The organism is Bradyrhizobium sp. SZCCHNR1043 (assembly GCF_032489675.1).
Lineage (GTDB): Bacteria > Pseudomonadota > Alphaproteobacteria > Rhizobiales > Xanthobacteraceae > Bradyrhizobium.
Genome location: NZ_JAUEYN010000013.1, coordinates 214,042 through 229,104, shown reverse-complemented (window position 1 = coordinate 229,104; position 15,063 = coordinate 214,042). Strand labels below are relative to the sequence as shown.

The 15,063-nt window shown below is 66.7% G+C and carries 15 protein-coding genes; 11 read left to right on the top strand and 4 right to left on the bottom strand.

Translation table 11 applies throughout. From position 1 onward, the window contains the following. Window positions 1-352: 352 nt before the first annotated feature. The 6 genes from QX039_RS23500 to QX039_RS23475 all read left to right on the top strand — a co-directional run bounded on the left by QX039_RS23500 (window position 353) and on the right by QX039_RS23475 (window position 6,344). Window positions 353-1,870 (top strand): AMP-binding protein, encoded by a 1,518-nt coding sequence (locus tag QX039_RS23500; protein ID WP_315772753.1) that lies wholly within the window; start codon window positions 353-355, stop codon window positions 1,868-1,870. Between the two features lie 68 nt (window positions 1,871-1,938). Continuing rightward, a complete protein-coding gene (locus tag QX039_RS23495) occupies window positions 1,939-3,384 on the top strand; it encodes an FAD-binding oxidoreductase (protein WP_315772751.1) in 1,446 nt (481 codons plus the stop codon). After that, on the top strand, window positions 3,381-3,824 hold the full coding sequence (locus tag QX039_RS23490) for a DUF4383 domain-containing protein (RefSeq protein ID WP_315772749.1): 444 nt from the start codon (window positions 3,381-3,383) through the stop codon (window positions 3,822-3,824). The genes QX039_RS23495 and QX039_RS23490 overlap by 4 nt, the downstream gene beginning before the upstream one ends. Next, complete coding sequence (locus tag QX039_RS23485; RefSeq protein ID WP_316219530.1) at window positions 3,821-4,924, top strand: hypothetical protein; 1,104 nt, start codon at window positions 3,821-3,823, stop codon at window positions 4,922-4,924. Before QX039_RS23490 ends, QX039_RS23485 begins: the two co-directional genes overlap by 4 nt. Next, a complete protein-coding gene (locus QX039_RS23480; RefSeq protein WP_315777811.1) occupies window positions 4,908-5,213 on the top strand; it encodes a hypothetical protein in 306 nt (101 codons plus the stop codon). The genes QX039_RS23485 and QX039_RS23480 overlap by 17 nt, the downstream gene beginning before the upstream one ends. Window positions 5,214-5,372: 159 nt before the next feature. Continuing rightward, a complete protein-coding gene (locus QX039_RS23475) occupies window positions 5,373-6,344 on the top strand; it encodes a S1C family serine protease (RefSeq protein WP_315716217.1) in 972 nt (323 codons plus the stop codon). A gap of 19 nt (window positions 6,345-6,363) precedes the next feature. Here the strand turns inward: QX039_RS23475 and QX039_RS23470 are convergent, their stop codons facing one another. Beyond that, window positions 6,364-8,298, bottom strand: coding sequence for a calcium-binding protein (locus QX039_RS23470; protein WP_315772744.1), 1,935 nt, complete (start codon window positions 8,296-8,298; stop codon window positions 6,364-6,366). Between the two features lie 345 nt (window positions 8,299-8,643). On the opposite strand from QX039_RS23470, the gene QX039_RS23465 reads away from it, so the two are divergent. The 4 genes from QX039_RS23465 (at window position 8,644) to QX039_RS23450 (ending at window position 12,341) form a co-directional block, all read left to right on the top strand. Further along, on the top strand, window positions 8,644-9,711 hold the full coding sequence (locus tag QX039_RS23465) for a phospholipase (RefSeq protein WP_315772743.1): 1,068 nt from the start codon (window positions 8,644-8,646) through the stop codon (window positions 9,709-9,711). 141 nt (window positions 9,712-9,852) lie between these two features. After that, a complete protein-coding gene (locus tag QX039_RS23460; RefSeq protein WP_409998894.1) occupies window positions 9,853-11,217 on the top strand; it encodes a hypothetical protein in 1,365 nt (454 codons plus the stop codon). A gap of 4 nt (window positions 11,218-11,221) precedes the next feature. Then, on the top strand, window positions 11,222-12,043 hold the full coding sequence (locus QX039_RS23455) for a hypothetical protein (RefSeq protein WP_315736175.1): 822 nt from the start codon (window positions 11,222-11,224) through the stop codon (window positions 12,041-12,043). Between the two features lie 91 nt (window positions 12,044-12,134). Next, window positions 12,135-12,341, top strand: a complete 207-nt coding sequence (locus QX039_RS23450; RefSeq protein WP_172111383.1) for a hypothetical protein — start codon at window positions 12,135-12,137, stop codon at window positions 12,339-12,341. A gap of 64 nt (window positions 12,342-12,405) precedes the next feature. Here the strand turns inward: QX039_RS23450 and QX039_RS23445 are convergent, their stop codons facing one another. From QX039_RS23445 to QX039_RS23435, 3 genes are all read right to left on the bottom strand, one after another. Beyond that, on the bottom strand, window positions 12,406-13,068 hold the full coding sequence (locus QX039_RS23445; RefSeq protein WP_315736174.1) for a DsbA family protein: 663 nt from the start codon (window positions 13,066-13,068) through the stop codon (window positions 12,406-12,408). A 5-nt stretch (window positions 13,069-13,073) separates the two neighbouring features. Further along, window positions 13,074-13,859, bottom strand: a complete 786-nt coding sequence (locus tag QX039_RS23440) for a sulfite exporter TauE/SafE family protein (protein WP_315736173.1) — start codon at window positions 13,857-13,859, stop codon at window positions 13,074-13,076. 197 nt (window positions 13,860-14,056) lie between these two features. Beyond that, the gene (locus QX039_RS23435; RefSeq protein WP_315736172.1) at window positions 14,057-14,542 is read right to left on the bottom strand and encodes a hypothetical protein; all 486 of its coding nucleotides are present in this window, start codon (window positions 14,540-14,542) and stop codon (window positions 14,057-14,059) included. Window positions 14,543-14,733: 191 nt separating this feature from the next. Here QX039_RS23435 and QX039_RS23430 point away from each other — a divergent pair, with 191 nt between their 5' ends. Beyond that, window positions 14,734-15,045, top strand: coding sequence for a PsiF family protein (locus QX039_RS23430; RefSeq protein ID WP_315736171.1), 312 nt, complete (start codon window positions 14,734-14,736; stop codon window positions 15,043-15,045). Window positions 15,046-15,063 lie beyond the last annotated feature (18 nt).

The window sequence follows — 15,063 nt, the reverse complement described above, 5'->3', positions numbered from 1 at the left end:
CTCAGCACAGAGCCGGCATCAACGTATCCGGACGCGCTGACGCCTAACTCTGTTCCCGCCTGCATCCATCATCGATTGGGCGATCAAGTTCGATCGCGCGGCGCGACCTCAATCATCTCACGATCCGCGTGACGGAATTATCACCTCACCGTGCGTCACGGCTTCCGGCATTTCATTCGCCCGCGCCTACGAGCGCCATTTCGCAGAACTGCCATCCGAAACCTTGCGGCGTGCGCGTATGGACGCACCCGTTCGGTTGAGGCACAACAGCTCTCGTCACTGACGTCGGCGGCCCGAGCCGCGGACCAAGAACGACGCGCGCAAGCAAAGCGCCGACGATGTGGAGGAATGGATGCTGATTCCGATGGCCGACGTACCGCGCTGGTATGCGGAGCGCAAACCCAGGGACAGCGTCGCGCTCCGGCACGGGACCGATACGCTGACCTGGGAGCAGCTCGAGCGCCGCGCCAATGCGCGTGCGCGCGCCTTCGCGGCCAAGGGCGTCAAGCCAGGCGACTTCGTCGCGATCGGCCTGCCCAACGGCAATGCGCTGTTCGAGACCAGCTTCGCGGTGTGGAAGTGCGGCGCGACGCCGACGTCGCTGTCGTGGCGGCTGCCGCGCGGCGAGGCCGCCGCGGTGCTCGAGATCCTCAAGCCGTCGCTGGTGGTCGGTGGCGAGGCCGACTGGAACGCGCCGAACGCGCTGCCGGCCGATTTCACGCCCGAGGGCTTTTCCGACGAGCCGCTCAGCGCGCCGGTGTCACGCTATTGGAAGGCGATGACTTCGGGCGGCTCGACCGGACGGCCAAAGGTGATCCTCGATCACCAGCCTGCGGTGACCGACACCGCCGCCGAGCCGCCGCTCGGCATTCCGAAGGGCGCATCGCTGCTCAATCCCGGCCCGCTCTATCACAACGCGCCCTTCATCGTGTCGCATTACGCGCTGTTCGCCGGCGGCAGCTTGACCGGGATGGTGAAGTTCGACGCCGAGGAGACGCTGCGGCTGATCCAGGCGCAGCACATCCAGTGGGTCAACTTCGTGCCGACGATGATGCACCGGATCTGGGCGCTGCCGGAGGCGGTCCGCAACAGCTACGACGTATCGAGCCTGAAGATGGTGTTCCACATGGCAGCGCCGATGCCGCCATGGCTCAAGGAAAAATGGATCGAGTGGCTCGGGCCCGAGCGCGTCCATGAGCTCTATGGCGGCACCGAGCGCCAGGGCCGCACCATCATCTCCGGCACCGAATGGCTGCAGCACAAGGGCTCGGTCGGCAGGATCGACGAGTCCTGCAAACTGCGCATCCTTGGTCCCGACGGCAACGATGTCGCGCCCGGCGAGAGCGGCGAGATCTACTTTCTTCCCGCTGATGGCGCCGGCAGCACCTATCACTATCTCGGCGCCGAGCCGAAACGGCGCGCCGACGGCTGGGAGTCGCTCGGCGACATCGGCCGGCTCGATGCCGACGGCTACCTCTATCTCGGCGACCGCCTCGCCGATATGATCCTGCGCGGCGGCGCCAACATCTATCCGGCCGAGGTCGAGGCGGCGCTGATGGCGCATCCCGACATCCGCTCCTGCGTCGTCGTCGGCCTGCCTGATCCGGAGCTCGGCCAGCGCGTGCATGCGATCGTGGAGATCGACCGTGCCAAGGACGCGCAAGCCATCGTCGACGGCATGGGGGCATTCCTCGCCGACCGGCTCAGCCGCTACAAGCACCCGGAAAGCTACGAGCTGGTCGACGTGATGCTGCGCGACGATTCCGGCAAGGTCCGGCGCACCCTGCTGCGCGACGAGCGCGCAGCGTGGATGAAGGATGGCCGCCACTTCCGTCTCGTGCCCGCGCGGGCGCGACCGGCAGCAGACTGACGGCCCGGAAATTTTTCGAACGTTTACGATGCTGGCGTAGACTCCGTGAGGGAAGGAGACTCCGCGCCATGATGTCGAGACGACGGTTTCTGCGCACCGCGGGTACGGCCGCAGCGCTGCCCTTTGCGCGGATGCCGCGGGCGCGTGCCGAGCTGCGCACCATCCTCAACGATGCCAGCCGGCTCAACCCGACGCCGGTCGCCAGACACGTGGTGATCAGCAAGCCCGCGACCGACGATCTGATCGCGCGGCTGCGCGCCGAGCTGAAGGAGGCTGCGGCCGCGAAACGCCCGGTGACCGCGGCCGTGGCCCGGCATTCGATGGGCGGCCAGAGCCTGCCGCGCGACGGCACCGCGATCACGCTCGACGGCGGCGCGATCGAGCTCGACACGGCGGCGAAGACCTATCGGACCGCGGCCGGCAACCGCTGGTGGGACGTGATCGCCGCGCTCGATCCCAAGGGTTTCTCGCCGGCCGTGATGCAGTCCAACAGCGATTTCGGCGTCGGCAGCACGTTCTGCGTCAATGCCCATGGCTGGCCGGTGCCGTACGGCCCGTTCGGCTCGACGGTGAAGTCGATCCGCATGCTGCTTGCCGACGGCACCTTGGTGCAGTGCTCGCGTAACGAGAATGCCGAGCTGTTCGGCCTTGCGATGGGCGGCTACGGCCTGTTCGGCATCATCGTCGATCTCGAGGTCGAGATGGTGCCGAACCTGCTGCTCGAGCCGCGCTTCGAGCGCATGGCGCCGGAGACGTTCGCGGAAAAGTTCACACAGAGCATCGACGGCGACGCCAATATGAAGATGGCCTATGGCCGGATGTCGGTGTCGCGCAAGGCGTTCTTCGACGACGCCCTGCTCGTCACCTTCCGCCCCGCCCCCGATGCTCCGACGACCCTGCCCGCGGCAGTCAGCTCCGGCAAGCTCACCGGCGTCGCCAACACGATCTATCGCGCCCAGACCGGCTGGGAGGTCGCCAAGGGCCTGCGCTGGTTCATGGAGACGCGGCTCGGCCCCGCCATCTCCGACAGCCGCTACACCCGCAACTCGTTGATGGCCGAGCCGGTCGCCAATCTGGCGCAGAAGGACATGCACCGCACCGACATCCTGCATGAATATTTCGTCGCGCCGGAGCGGTTCGGCGACTTCCTCGCCGCCTGCCGCGAGATCATTCCCAAGGCGCGCGCCGAATTCCTCAACGTCACCCTGCGCTACGTCGCCGAGGACAGGACACCCGCGCTCACGATCGCGCCGGTACGCCGCATCGCGGCCGTGATGTCGTTCTCACAGGCCACTTCGCCCGAAGGCGAGATCGACATGCTGCGGACGACGGAGGCGCTGATCGACCGCATCACCGCGATTGGCGGCGCGTTCTATCTGCCCTATCGTCTGCACGCCCGCCGCGACCAGGTCGAGAAGGCTTATCCGGCGGCCGCGCACTTCGTCGCCGCCAAGCGGCGGTATGATCCGAACCTCCTGTTCCGCAACGCGATGTGGGACGCCTATTTCGCATGAATACATCAGCAGCAGACGGCCTCGCATTGGACCGCTATCGCATCGCCGCGCTGGCGCTCGCCACGGCGCTCCTGTTCGCCGCCGCGACCGACTACATCCCGGCGTTCATCGATGCGCAGGGCCGCGTGTTCGGCCTGTTCCAGCTCGACATCTACAAGGATGCGCTGCATGTCGTCTCCGGCCTGTGGGCGCTGGCCGCGATGCTGACCCGCCGCAGCGCGGTGTTCTTCCTGCGCGTGTTCGGCACGCTGTACTTCCTCGACGGCGTGATGGGCGTGTTCACCGGCTCCGGCTATCTCGACCTCTCGATCGTGATCGACGGCATCCGCAACACCTCGTGGCTGGTGAAGGTTCTCTCCAGCCTGCCGCATCTCGTACTCGGCGCGATCGGCATCGCTGTCGGCTGGTCGCCGTGGCGTAGACAGGCTACCCTCGCATGAGCCTGCGTCGCAAAGCGCTATATCTCGCCGGCGCCCTCGTCGCGGCCGCCGCGATCGGCATCGCCGCCACCGCGATCAGCGTCGAGACGGTCTGCGTCGCCGACGTACCGACACCCGCCGTGACCTCGGAGTTCGGCATCACCGATCCCGCTTATGCGCGATCGCAGGGTGACAGCTTCCTGACCTTTCCGGAATGGTACATCGTCCACGCCTATGCCGACCTCGCTGCGGTGACCGGGCAGGCATCGGAATCGGACTTCCACTATTTGTCGAGCATCTCCGGCTTCTGGCGCAGCCTGTGCCGCGCCATGCGGCAGGCCGCGGGCTCCGGACCCGCCACCTCGGAGCAGAAGCTGACGAACTACATCATCGGCTTCAGCTTCACCGCCGAGATGGCGCTACAGGGCGCTTACGAGAAGAGCATCGGAGCGATCAGCTGGGAGACCACGAACGGCGTCAAGACGGCAGAGGACGCCTTCAACCTTGCCCTGTTGAAGGACTACGCCGCGTTCCTGTATCAGACCCCCTGGTATCGGTATCCCTTCGCCGCCAAGCTCGGTGAGTTCTGGCGCGAGACGCCGTTCGTGCCGTCGTTCCGCGCGATGGAGCGGCGCGTTTCGCTCAGCCTGCAATATGCAGGGCGCGCCGCCTATGCGGCCGTCATCGGCTATGCGGCGGGCTACGATCCGGCCGTGCTGACCATCCAGAGCGTCGTCACCGGCCTGCCCGCCGCCGAGCTTGCAGTCCTTCCGGGAGTGAAGGCGATCCGCGAGGTCACGGACGCCAAGGGCGCGAAGGGCGTGCTGGTGGAGACCCAGCGCTACGCCAAGTTCGATGCCTTCGCCAAGGAGCTCGGCCGTCATGACGGTGCTTCGCTTGGCGAAATCGCAGGCAACCACCGCATCCTGGTCACGATCGTGGTCCCGCCCGGCGACGGACGGCTGGCAGCTTTCGACGGGCTGCCTATATTCAGCGTGCCGATCCAGTCGCGCCCCGGTGCCCGTCGCATCGGTGTCGACGTGCCGGTCCGGTCACTGGTTCAGGACATCACCCGTTTCGAAGCCGCGGGATATACGTTCGAGCATGCCTACGACTACTGACCAGCATCCCCGATCCCGCGCCGTTCCAGTGAAGGGCGTGCTGGCAGTTGCCTTCGCCTGGTTTGCGGGCATGGCTGCCATGGCGCTGGTGATCAAGCCGGATGCGGTGGTCGTGTTCGGTCCGCCAGACCGTGTGATCCCCGCGATCGTTACCGCCGATGGAGCCTTGCTCGACGCCGGGCGTTTCCACCTCGCGGCCAGAACGGGAGCCGCCACGGTCGGCAGCCTCTACGCCGCCGGCGCGTGGCTGGTCTGGCCCCTGATCGGCAGGGGCTGCGGCCGCGGGTAGTCGGTGAAGCGCAGTTCCTCCTCGCGCGAACGCGGAGCCCTCGGAACTGGCGCCGACGCCCAAAGATGTTAAGCTCGCGTTCACGCTGTGGCCGTCACGCGACACGAAGCAGAAGCTTGGTCGATGCACCCGGGGGTATCGACAGAGCAGGAGAACGAAATGCCTTCTTTGACCGAATGGAAAGTGCCGTCCGCCTTCCAGCCTCGCGCCGAAGACTATCAATATGATCTTGATCAAGCCCTGTCCTCGATCGTGGGCCTGCATGCCATCATTCCGTCCGACGCGTTCAGCGCGGAAACGCTGGGGACCGAGCGCGCCGGGAATGCCGTCGTCATCGACGACGGGCTGGTGCTGACCATCGGCTACCTGATCACCGAGGCCGAATCCGTCTGGCTGCACCCCAATGACGGACGCGTGGTCGAAGGCCATGTGCTCGGCTTCGACTTCACCACCGGCTTCGGCCTGGTACAGGCGCTCGGGTCGCTCGACCTGCCGGCCCTGCCGCTCGGCTCGTCGGCCGCTACCAAGGTCGGCGATCATGTCGTGCTCGGCGGCGCCGGTGGGCGGACGCGATCGGTCGCGAGCCAGATCATCGCCAAGCAGGAATTCGCCGGCTATTGGGAATATCTGCTGGACGAGGCGATCTTCACCCACCCCGCCCATCCGAATTGGGGCGGCACCGGCCTGCTCTCGGCCAAGGGCGAGCTGATCGGCATCGGGTCGCTGCAGCTGGAGCGCGAGCGCGACAGCAAGGACGAGCACGTCAACATGATCGTGCCGATCGATCTGTTGAAGCCGATCATCGATGATCTCAGGCGCTTCGGCCGCGTCAACAAGCCGGCGCGCCCCTGGCTCGGCATGTACGCGACCGAGGTCGACGATCGCGTCGTCGTGATCGGCGTCTCCGACAACGGTCCCGCGGCCCGCGCCGAGCTCAAGGCGGGCGACGTGATCCTCGGGATCAACGGCGACAAGGTGACAAGCCAGAGCGAGTTCTATCGCAAGCTCTGGGCGCTCGGCGCAGCCGGCGTCGACGTGCCGCTGACGGTGCACCATGAGGGCGTCACCTTCGACGTCACGATCGCCTCGACCGACCGCGCCAAGCTGCTCAAGGCCCCGCGGCTGCACTGAGGCGGCCGCGGGACTGCGTTCACGCGTTGACGTGCCAGGCCGCCGCGATCTGGTCGTGCAGCTGCGCATCCGTCGGCAACTGTGATGCCACCGTGGGATCGAAACCCGGATGCGCCTGGGCGTAGGTCGCCATGGCCTGCACGAGCTGCGAAACGTGCGTATCGATCTCGAGGCCTCCGGCCTTGATCTCCTGCAGCTGATAGGAGCCGCCAAGGAACCAGTCGGCCACCGTGACCTGCTGATGGGTGCCGAGAATGTCGATCTCGAGATCGTTGCCCGATTTGACGAACCAGAAATTGTCGGCCGTGTAGGCGGTGCCGAAATCGAGCGTGCCGGTCGGCTTCGCCAGCGACGCGACGCCATTGATGATGACGTCGTTGCCGTCACCGGGCGCGTAGACATAGGTGGCGCCGACGCCGCCAACCAGGATGTTGTCGCCGGCCCCGCCCTGCAGCACGTCGCTGCCCAGACCGCCGATCAGCAGATCGTCATTGGCGGTCCCGAACAGCATGTCGTTGCCGCCGCCCGCGATCAGCAGCGCACCATCGGTTGCAGCAATGGTCGCGCCCGACACTGGATCGATCGTCACCGTTGTCGCCGCGTCGCTCAAGGCTGCGCTGAGCCAGTCGAGATTGTCGGTCTTGCCGCCCCAGAGCGCGCCGATCGCCAGGTCGATCAGGCCAGCATCCTCGCCGTCGAAGCTGGCGACGGCATCGATGAGCGCGACCTTGCCCAGGATGTCGACCGCCGATCCCGTGTCCCAGCGCGACCACAGATCGGATGACAGGTCGGCGACCAGCAGGTTCTTGGCCGTGTCCTGATAGAGGATGCCGTGCTCGTGGCCGATCAGGCCGGGCGTCGTCGACATCACCTCGTCATGGTTCTGCGCCAGCAGCGCCGAATACTCGACCACGATCTCGGCCAGCGCCTTCTCGACCCCGCCATCTTTCAGATAGGTCGCAGCCGAGGTTGCAGTCACGCTGTTGCCGAGCACGCCGCCGCCGTTGAACAGGGCCTGCACGGCGCTGTTGCCGTAGCCGCTGGCGTCGGTCACCGCCGAATAGGCGATCATGTCCTTCATCTTGTCGGACGGCGCGCCTTCCCCGCTCACACCGGCCGCGGGAATGCCGACGGCCGAAGCAATCGCGTCATCCTGCAGCGGCGCCAGCAGCACAGCCGCCGCCTTCTTCCAATCCTGGGCACCGTTGTCACTCGCCCATTGCATCATCGTCAGCAGCGCGATCGAGTGCAGGCTGACCGGATCCAGACCGAGATCCGTGCCCGCGCCGAGCACGGTCTTCTGCTCGGACGAGATGCCGATCGCAGCATCGGCAATGGCGAGCGCGCCGGCGACCGGTCCGAGCTGCAGCAACGCCAGGGGTGCTTCCAGCACGGGCGCCGCGGCTCGGACATATTGCAGGATCTCGCCGGCGACGGAGACCATATGGATGTCGGAATAGCGCTCGACGGGGTGCGACGTCAGCGCGCCCCAGAAGCCGTGCAGCTGATCGTAACGGACCTCGGCGGCGAACTCGAATGGCATCGCGTCATACGCGTAGGCCACCTTGTCATTGAGCGCCGCGATGTAGCCGGCAAGCCCGCCACCGAGCGAATGGCCGGTCAGCGAGACGTTCGATGTCGCCCATGTCTTGTAGTAGGCCTCGGCGTCCGGGAATTGCGTCGGCCAGCCGGCCAGGCCGGCGCCACCGAGCCACGACGGCACGTCGGCGAGACTGTCGGTGCCGCGAAACGAAATGATCCGTGTCGATGGATCGCCCGAGAGCTGATAGGTCGCGGCCTCGAAATTGTCGGCGGTCGAGGTCACGCTCCCCGCCACCAGCTCATAGCTCCCGATGCGACTGAAATTGACCACAAGCGTCGGGTTGACGCCTCTGTTGTAGACGTCCATGGCGAGCACCGCGTTGATCAACGCGGCCGACGGCGACTTGGTCATGATGCGAATCCCCCCTCGGCAACCGATCGGCAGTTTTGACCCAGGGCGGAGATCCACGAGGAACCCTCCGCTGCGCCGCCGGCTCTCACCAAGTGCGACATCGCGCCCGAATTTTGTCAACCAACTATCGTCTCCGCGTGTATTCGCGCGCGACTCACCTGCCGCGCGCGATGGCAGCCTCCGCGCTGTGTTGACTTGCAGGAGCCGCATCGCGAGATTGTGGCTTCGCGGAGCGAACACGCGTTCGGAAAATGGTCATTGCCCGGACGTCCGATTTTGCGTTGCATGACAGCGCTCGCCGGCAAGCAGACGAGACGGCCAGACCCGCGTACCAAGGAGACCTGCATGACGGATGCCGTGGTGGATGACATTCTCATCGTGTTGCCGCCACTGCTGCAGACGCTCGAAGCCCTGTCCCACGTTGCACGCTACCTGAACCCGCCGGATTTCGATCGCGTGATGGCTGATGTCGGCGATCCCGAGCGGACGCTGCACACGGCGCGGATTCATCTCACGTCGTGGCCGGCGGACTTCGCCCATATCCGTATCGCCTTCGACACCGCGGCGGACGCCGCGCTGATGTCGTTTGCCGGCCTGCGCGCCGTTCAGCGCGGTGAGGGCGACCTGGTCGATGTGTTCAGGGCCCTTCGTCAATTGCCACGCGCACTCGAGGCGCTGTTTCCACTGGCAGCGACGCTGCCGCCGCTGAGCGAATTCTTCCTCGATCCCGCCGTCGATGGCGACAACGGGCTGCGCCAGTTGCTGGCCGCGTCCTCTGCAGGCAAGGACACAGTGTTTCACGACCATAACGAGATCGGCAATCGCGGCGGCTTTTCGCTGTATGTGCCGGAATACTACACGGCGGACAGGGCTTGGCCGCTGGTCATGGCGCTGCATGGCGGCAGCGGCAACGGCCGCGACTTTCTCTGGAGCTGGCTGCGCGCCGCGCGCAGCCTCGGCGCCATCCTGATCGCCCCCACCGCGGCAGGACCGACCTGGGCGCTGATGGGCGACGACGCCGATACGCCAAACCTCCTGCGCATTCTCGACCTCGTCCGCAGCCGCGTCGCGATCGATCCCGCCCGCATGCTCCTGACCGGGATGAGCGACGGTGGCACGTTCTGCTACGTCAGCGGATTGGCCGCAGGCTCGCCGTTCACGCATCTTGCGCCGGTGGCCGCGACGTTCCATCCCCTGATGGCCGAGATCGCCGACCGGGACCGTCTGCGCGGCCTGCCGATCCAGATCGTGCACGGCCGGCTCGACTGGATGTTCCCGGTCGAGATCGCGCGGCATACGGCCGACGCCCTGGCCAAGGCCGGCGCCGACGTCGCCTATCGCGAGATCGACGATCTCAGCCATTGCTATCCGCGCGAGGCCAATGTCGAGCTGCTGCGCTGGCTGTTGCGCTGAGCTTGCCTCTCCTTGCTACGACATGGCTGATCGGCAATGCCGCCGACACAATGTCGGCGGATTTTGTCCGCATTGGTCCTGCTCGGTCATACAGCGGGGGCGCTGCACACGGGCGGCCATGACGCCGCCGAAGGTCTGCTCATGCCCTCGCCGCTGATGCCCTCGCCTGCCGCGTCCGTCGCGCAAGTCTCGTCCGCCCGCTCCTCCACCTCCGTCGTGCTTGCCAATGGCGTCAACCGTCTCGAGGTGACGCTCAAGCTCACGACCGCGATCCTGGCGCTGGCCGCCGGCGTCTACACCTATCTTGGCGTCCGCGAGCTGCTCAACGGCAGTCCGACCACGGTGTTCTTTGCGGCAGTCATCTACTCCGTCGCGGTCTCGGTCGGCATCTACGCCTTCTGGGTGTTCATGATGCAGTTCATGCCGCACGTCACCAGCGCGATGGGGCGTTTGATGATGGCCGGCTGCATGCTGCTGGGCTCGCTGATGATCGTCGCGATGTCGTCCTGGCTGAATGCGTCTGCCCTGGCCGGCGCCGCGGCGATCCAGCAGCATCTCGCCATCACCGTGCAGAACTACACGCGCGACCTCGACAGGGCCAATAGCCAGGCCATCGCTGCGCAAAGCCTGCTGCCCGATATCCAGCTCGCCTCCTCCCGCTTCGCCAAGCTGGCGGACGCCGAACGCGCGGGCTCGCTGACCGGCACCTCCGGATCGGGCACCGTGGTCCAGCTTCTCGCGCAGATGTCGACGCAGCTCGACGGACTGGGCCAGCAGGTCCAGGAGTCCGGCAGGCGCGTCTCTGCTCTCTACGAGCAGGGCGGCAAGAGCCTCGCCAAGATGCGCGAGCTGATCTCCGACCGCGGCCCGATCGCAACGCGCAGCGATGCCTTCGCCACGGAGTCGTTGAACCTGATGGGCGTGATCGCCAATCTGCAGCAGACCTCGGTGGCACCTGCGGTGAGGCGCGCCGCGGCGTCGCTGTCCGCCGGTTTCATCGCGCCCGCCGCAGGCGGACGCAGCGGCGACCTGGCCGAGCGCCAGACCGCCGTCGTCGGCAAGGTGGAGGGCGCGATCGCCACGCAGGCCGCCTCGCTCGCCGACGCCGCCGACAAGATCCTGGCGCTGCCGCGCATCGAGCCGACCCGCTTCCAGACGCTGTCGCCCGCTGAAGCCGTGCTGCGCTACGCCGGCGACTTCATTCCGAGCTGGGCGGGCGCAATCTCGATCGACCTGATGCCGGCGGTGCTGGTGCTGATCCTCTGCGTCGTCCATGCCGCCATCCGCCGCGAGGGCCTGCCCGCCGTGAGCGCCTCCAGCCTGACGGCCGCCGATCTCGTCACCGCATTGCAGATTGCGCGCGAGGTCGAGGACGCCAGGCGGGCGGCCGAGCGACGGCCAGCCGAAACGCCCACGGAGGCGCCTGCTGCATCAGCCGTTGAGCCGGCGCCGGCCGCGGCGGATGAGAACGTGACGTCGCTGTCATCAGCTCGAATCGGGAAGTAGTCCCGTGGCTTCGGCGCTGAACCGACGCGTCCATGCCTGGCTCGCGGGCAATCCCGACGAGAGCATTCTGCGTTGGGTCTTCCGCAGCATTCTCGTCGTCACCGTCGCGGTTCTCGCGGCGGACCTGCTCGAGTTGAATGCTCCGCAGGTGCCATCGGATGCAGCCCCGCCTCAGCTCGACATTCGGCGCGAGGCGCCGGACCTGCCGGCCGAATCACCATCCTTGCTGGCGCCCCTGATGAAGCGGCTGATGCCGCTGCCGCAGGGCGATCGTGCCTTGCAGCAGCCGATTCAGTTCGAGCTGCGCGGCGGCGGCCGGCTGTTCGCGACCGGCACGATCACACCCGGCAGCGCGCGCAGCTTTGCGGACGCAGTCGAACGTCATGGCGAATATATCAGGACGATCGTGCTGAACTCGCCCGGCGGCTCCGTCGCCGACGCGCTGGCGATGGGGCGACTGATCCGCGCGCGGAAATTCGCAACCGAAGTGGAGGCGGGAAAATATTGCGCCTCGTCGTGCCCGCTGGTGTTCGCCGGCGGTCTCGAGCGCCGGGCCGGCGAGCGGGCGATCATCGGCGTGCATCAGACCGCCGCAGTCCCCACGTCCGGGACCGCCGTGAGGTCCGGCGACGACATGAGCCTTGCGCAGAACATCTCGGCGCGGTGCCAGCGCCATCTCGCCGAGATGGGCATCGATCTGAAGGTCTGGGTGCATGCGATGGAGACACCGCATGACCAGCTGTTCACGTTCAAGCCCGACGAGATGAAAACGCTCAATCTCGTCACTTCGCTGCCGGAATCACGGCCTGAAAAATCGCGCAGTTAGGTTGTTCTGATCGCGGCGGACCGGGACCGCGGCGAGCGCGGAACCAAGTTTCGACCGCGGCGTTGTTGGCCGTCACACTGGAGAACATGACATGCGGACATTCGTGGGAATGATCCTGGGGGCCCTCATCCTGGGGTTCGGCGTCTACATCCATGATTCGATGCAAACTTCCGAGGTCGCCAACGGGCCGACCGCGCAGACGCGCCGGACCATCGTGAACTGGGACGTCGCGGCGGATAGCTGGAATTCACTCAAGACCCGCGCGCATGACGACTGGGTTCGCATCTCGTCGAAGTAACGCGCACGACGCTGCTGTTTTCAAGGCGCCTCGGCCGTTGGTCGAGGCGCCTTTGCTTTGCCCATCAGTTGGCCGCCTTGGCCTTGCGCGCGTCGGCGATGACCTGCTCGAATTGCGCCATGGTCAGCACCCCGGGCACCCTGAATTTGCCGACGATGAAGGACGGCGTACCGCGGAAACGCAAGCCCCGCGCCTGCTTGTCGTTGCGCGCCAGCATGTCGTCGATGGCCTTGGCGTTGGCGGCGAGGTCGCGCTTGGCGCGGTCGACGTCGACGCCTGCTCCCGCGAGCAATTCGTCGATGCGCGGCTCGGTGAGCTTCGAGCTGACGCCGATCAGCGCCTCATGCGCCTTGGCGTATTTGTCCTGATATTTGCAGGCCAGCGCCATCCGCGCGGCAGTTACCGAAGTCGGCCCGAGAATCGGCCACTCCTTCAGCACCCAGCGCACCTTGCCATCATCGTGGATGACCTGCTGCAGTTCGGGATCGAGCTTGCGGCAATACGGGCAATTGTAGTCGAACCATTCGACGATCGTGATGTCGCCCGAAGGATTGCCGAGCACCGGCGCGTCGGGGTCGCGCAGCACCGCGCCCTCGTCGGGCTCGTCGGCATCCTCGGCGTGACTGTCGCGGGGCCACAAGGAAAGCGCCGCGCCTGCGCCAAGAAGCGTCAACACGTCACGCCGGCTGCTGGCGGAGGTGATCGCAGTCGAGGGGACGCGCTTCATCGAGGTCAGCTCCAGATATGCAGCAGGCTGCGCGTCAGCATATACAGCGCCACCACCGCGATCACGACGGAAAACACCACGTTCAATACGCCGCGCCGTTCGGAGAGATGGCGCGCCAGGCGTGTGCCGGCAAGACCTCCGGCGATTCCGCCAGCGATGAACAGTCCGGCGAGATCCCAGGCGACGAGCCCGGACCAGGCATAGCTCGCCGCGGTGGTGAGCCCGAAGGTCGTCACCGCGACCAGCGACGAGCTGACCGCATTCATGATCGGCATGCCCGTCGCAGCCATCAGCGCCGGCACGATCAGGAAGCCGCCGCCGATGCCGAAGAAACCGGACAGCGTGCCGGTGGCGAGGCCGAAGCCGACGACCGCCGGGACGTTGGCCATGCTCATCTTCACATCGGGGGTGCCGATGCGGGCGCGCGTCTTCAGCATCAGCATGGCGATGACCATCATCACCAGCGCGAACAGCGCCAGCAGCTTCTGGCCGTCGACCATCTTGCCGAGCAGCGAGCCGATGAAGGCGCCGACGATGCCCGCCGTTGCGAACAGCGCCGCGATCGGCCAGATCACGGTGCCGCCGCGCGCATGATTGGCGAGATTGATGGCCGCGTTGGTGGCGACCGCGATGGCGCTCGAGCCGATCGCGATGTGCGGCTCGGGCACGCCGACGACATAGACCATCAGCGGCACCGCGAGCACCGAGCCGCCGCCGCCGACGAGGCCGAGCGAGAACCCGACCATCGCGCCGCAAAACAGGCTGAGCACACCTTGGACAGCAGAGATCATGGCGAGAGCAGGGTCATTTCCCGCACAGGAAGGCAAGCCCCAAAATCACCGGAGCAGCAATGCCGCCGCCACCGCTGCGAACCGCCGCGCGACCGGCGCCGATCCGAGCCCGGCGGTCTCGCGGCGATGCGCGGCGTCGAAAGCGTCGGCCGGACGCATGATGCCCCCGGCCGCCGGCAACGTCTCGTCAGCCCGGATCAGGCAGCGCCCTTCAGCTTCTTGGTGCATTCGCTGTAGTAGCCGCCGCCCTTCTGGATCCACTTCAGGCCGCCATTGGCGTTGGTCGCCTTGTTGGCATTGTACTGATCGACGCAGGTCTGCAGCCGCGCCTTGCCGGGCTTCTCCTTGGCGTATTTCGGGTCCACCGCGTTGGGGAACACGGCGGGACCGGTCGGCGCGGGAGCGGCCTCCTTGGCTTCGGATTTCGCCGCCTTGGCCGGCTTGGCCTCGGCGGCAGGCGCGGCCGGAGCCGCGGCCGCGGCGGCATCGCTTCCGCACTGGGCCTTGCGGAAGTCGTTCCACTTCTGGCCGCCCAGCGTGCCGGCCTCCTTCGCCTGCTTGTACTTGGCGCTGCATTCCTGCGCGGTCAGCGCCTTCGCCGGGGCGGCGGCGAACGTCGCGAGCCCGATCACGGCCAGCGTAGCGAGTGACGAAGCAACCAATGATTTTGCGTGAAAACTCATCCTCGATCTCCCTGTGGAGCATGATGGAATGGGACGGTAATTCTAGCGAGACGCTCGCGACCGACAAAGCAGGCGGGAGCGTGGCCGCGCGAAAATATAATTTGCGTCGCGCGGCGATCCGGCTCATTCCATTCACTGCGGGTTCAGCATCGCCGGACATCGCGCCGTGCCTTTCGTTCGAGGACTTCAGCATGAGATTCACTGCCCGGGCGGCGATTGCGGCCATCGCAATTGCCACCCTGTGGACCGCCGGCCCCGCCTGCTCGCAGCCCGGATTGACGCTGCCGGCGCGGCCCGATGCCGCCACCGACAAGTTCGCCAGCCTGGACAAGGCGGCGCGGCGGACGATTTCCGTTGCCTGCTCCAAGGAGGCTGACGAGCAGGGGCTGAAGGGCAAGGCACGCGGCAAATTCCGCTCGGCCTGCAAGCGCGACAAGGCGGCGGCGGCCGCCGCGGCGACACCCGTGCCCGCTCCCGCGCCGACGCCGGAGAAGCCGAAATGACCGGCACCTGCGGGTGCA

Excerpts from the sequence above, each read along its gene's own strand:
- QX039_RS23445 (WP_315736174.1), bottom strand. The coding sequence starts at position 13,068 with ATGAAGCGCGTCCCCTCGACTGCGATCACCTCCGCCAGCAGCCGGCGT.
- QX039_RS23500 (WP_315772753.1), top strand. The coding sequence starts at position 353 with ATGCTGATTCCGATGGCCGACGTACCGCGCTGGTATGCGGAGCGCAAA.
- QX039_RS23435 (WP_315736172.1), bottom strand. The coding sequence starts at position 14,542 with ATGAGTTTTCACGCAAAATCATTGGTTGCTTCGTCACTCGCTACGCTG.
- QX039_RS23480 (WP_315777811.1), top strand. The coding sequence starts at position 4,908 with ATGCCTACGACTACTGACCAGCATCCCCGATCCCGCGCCGTTCCAGTG.
- QX039_RS23485 (WP_316219530.1), top strand. The coding sequence starts at position 3,821 with ATGAGCCTGCGTCGCAAAGCGCTATATCTCGCCGGCGCCCTCGTCGCG.
- QX039_RS23465 (WP_315772743.1), top strand. The coding sequence starts at position 8,644 with ATGACGGATGCCGTGGTGGATGACATTCTCATCGTGTTGCCGCCACTG.
- QX039_RS23430 (WP_315736171.1), top strand. The coding sequence starts at position 14,734 with ATGAGATTCACTGCCCGGGCGGCGATTGCGGCCATCGCAATTGCCACC.
- QX039_RS23490 (WP_315772749.1), top strand. The coding sequence starts at position 3,381 with ATGAATACATCAGCAGCAGACGGCCTCGCATTGGACCGCTATCGCATC.
- QX039_RS23460 (WP_409998894.1), top strand. The coding sequence starts at position 9,853 with ATGCCCTCGCCGCTGATGCCCTCGCCTGCCGCGTCCGTCGCGCAAGTC.
- QX039_RS23440 (WP_315736173.1), bottom strand. The coding sequence starts at position 13,859 with ATGATCTCTGCTGTCCAAGGTGTGCTCAGCCTGTTTTGCGGCGCGATG.
- QX039_RS23495 (WP_315772751.1), top strand. The coding sequence starts at position 1,939 with ATGATGTCGAGACGACGGTTTCTGCGCACCGCGGGTACGGCCGCAGCG.
- QX039_RS23470 (WP_315772744.1), bottom strand. The coding sequence starts at position 8,298 with ATGACCAAGTCGCCGTCGGCCGCGTTGATCAACGCGGTGCTCGCCATG.
- QX039_RS23475 (WP_315716217.1), top strand. The coding sequence starts at position 5,373 with ATGCCTTCTTTGACCGAATGGAAAGTGCCGTCCGCCTTCCAGCCTCGC.
- QX039_RS23450 (WP_172111383.1), top strand. The coding sequence starts at position 12,135 with ATGCGGACATTCGTGGGAATGATCCTGGGGGCCCTCATCCTGGGGTTC.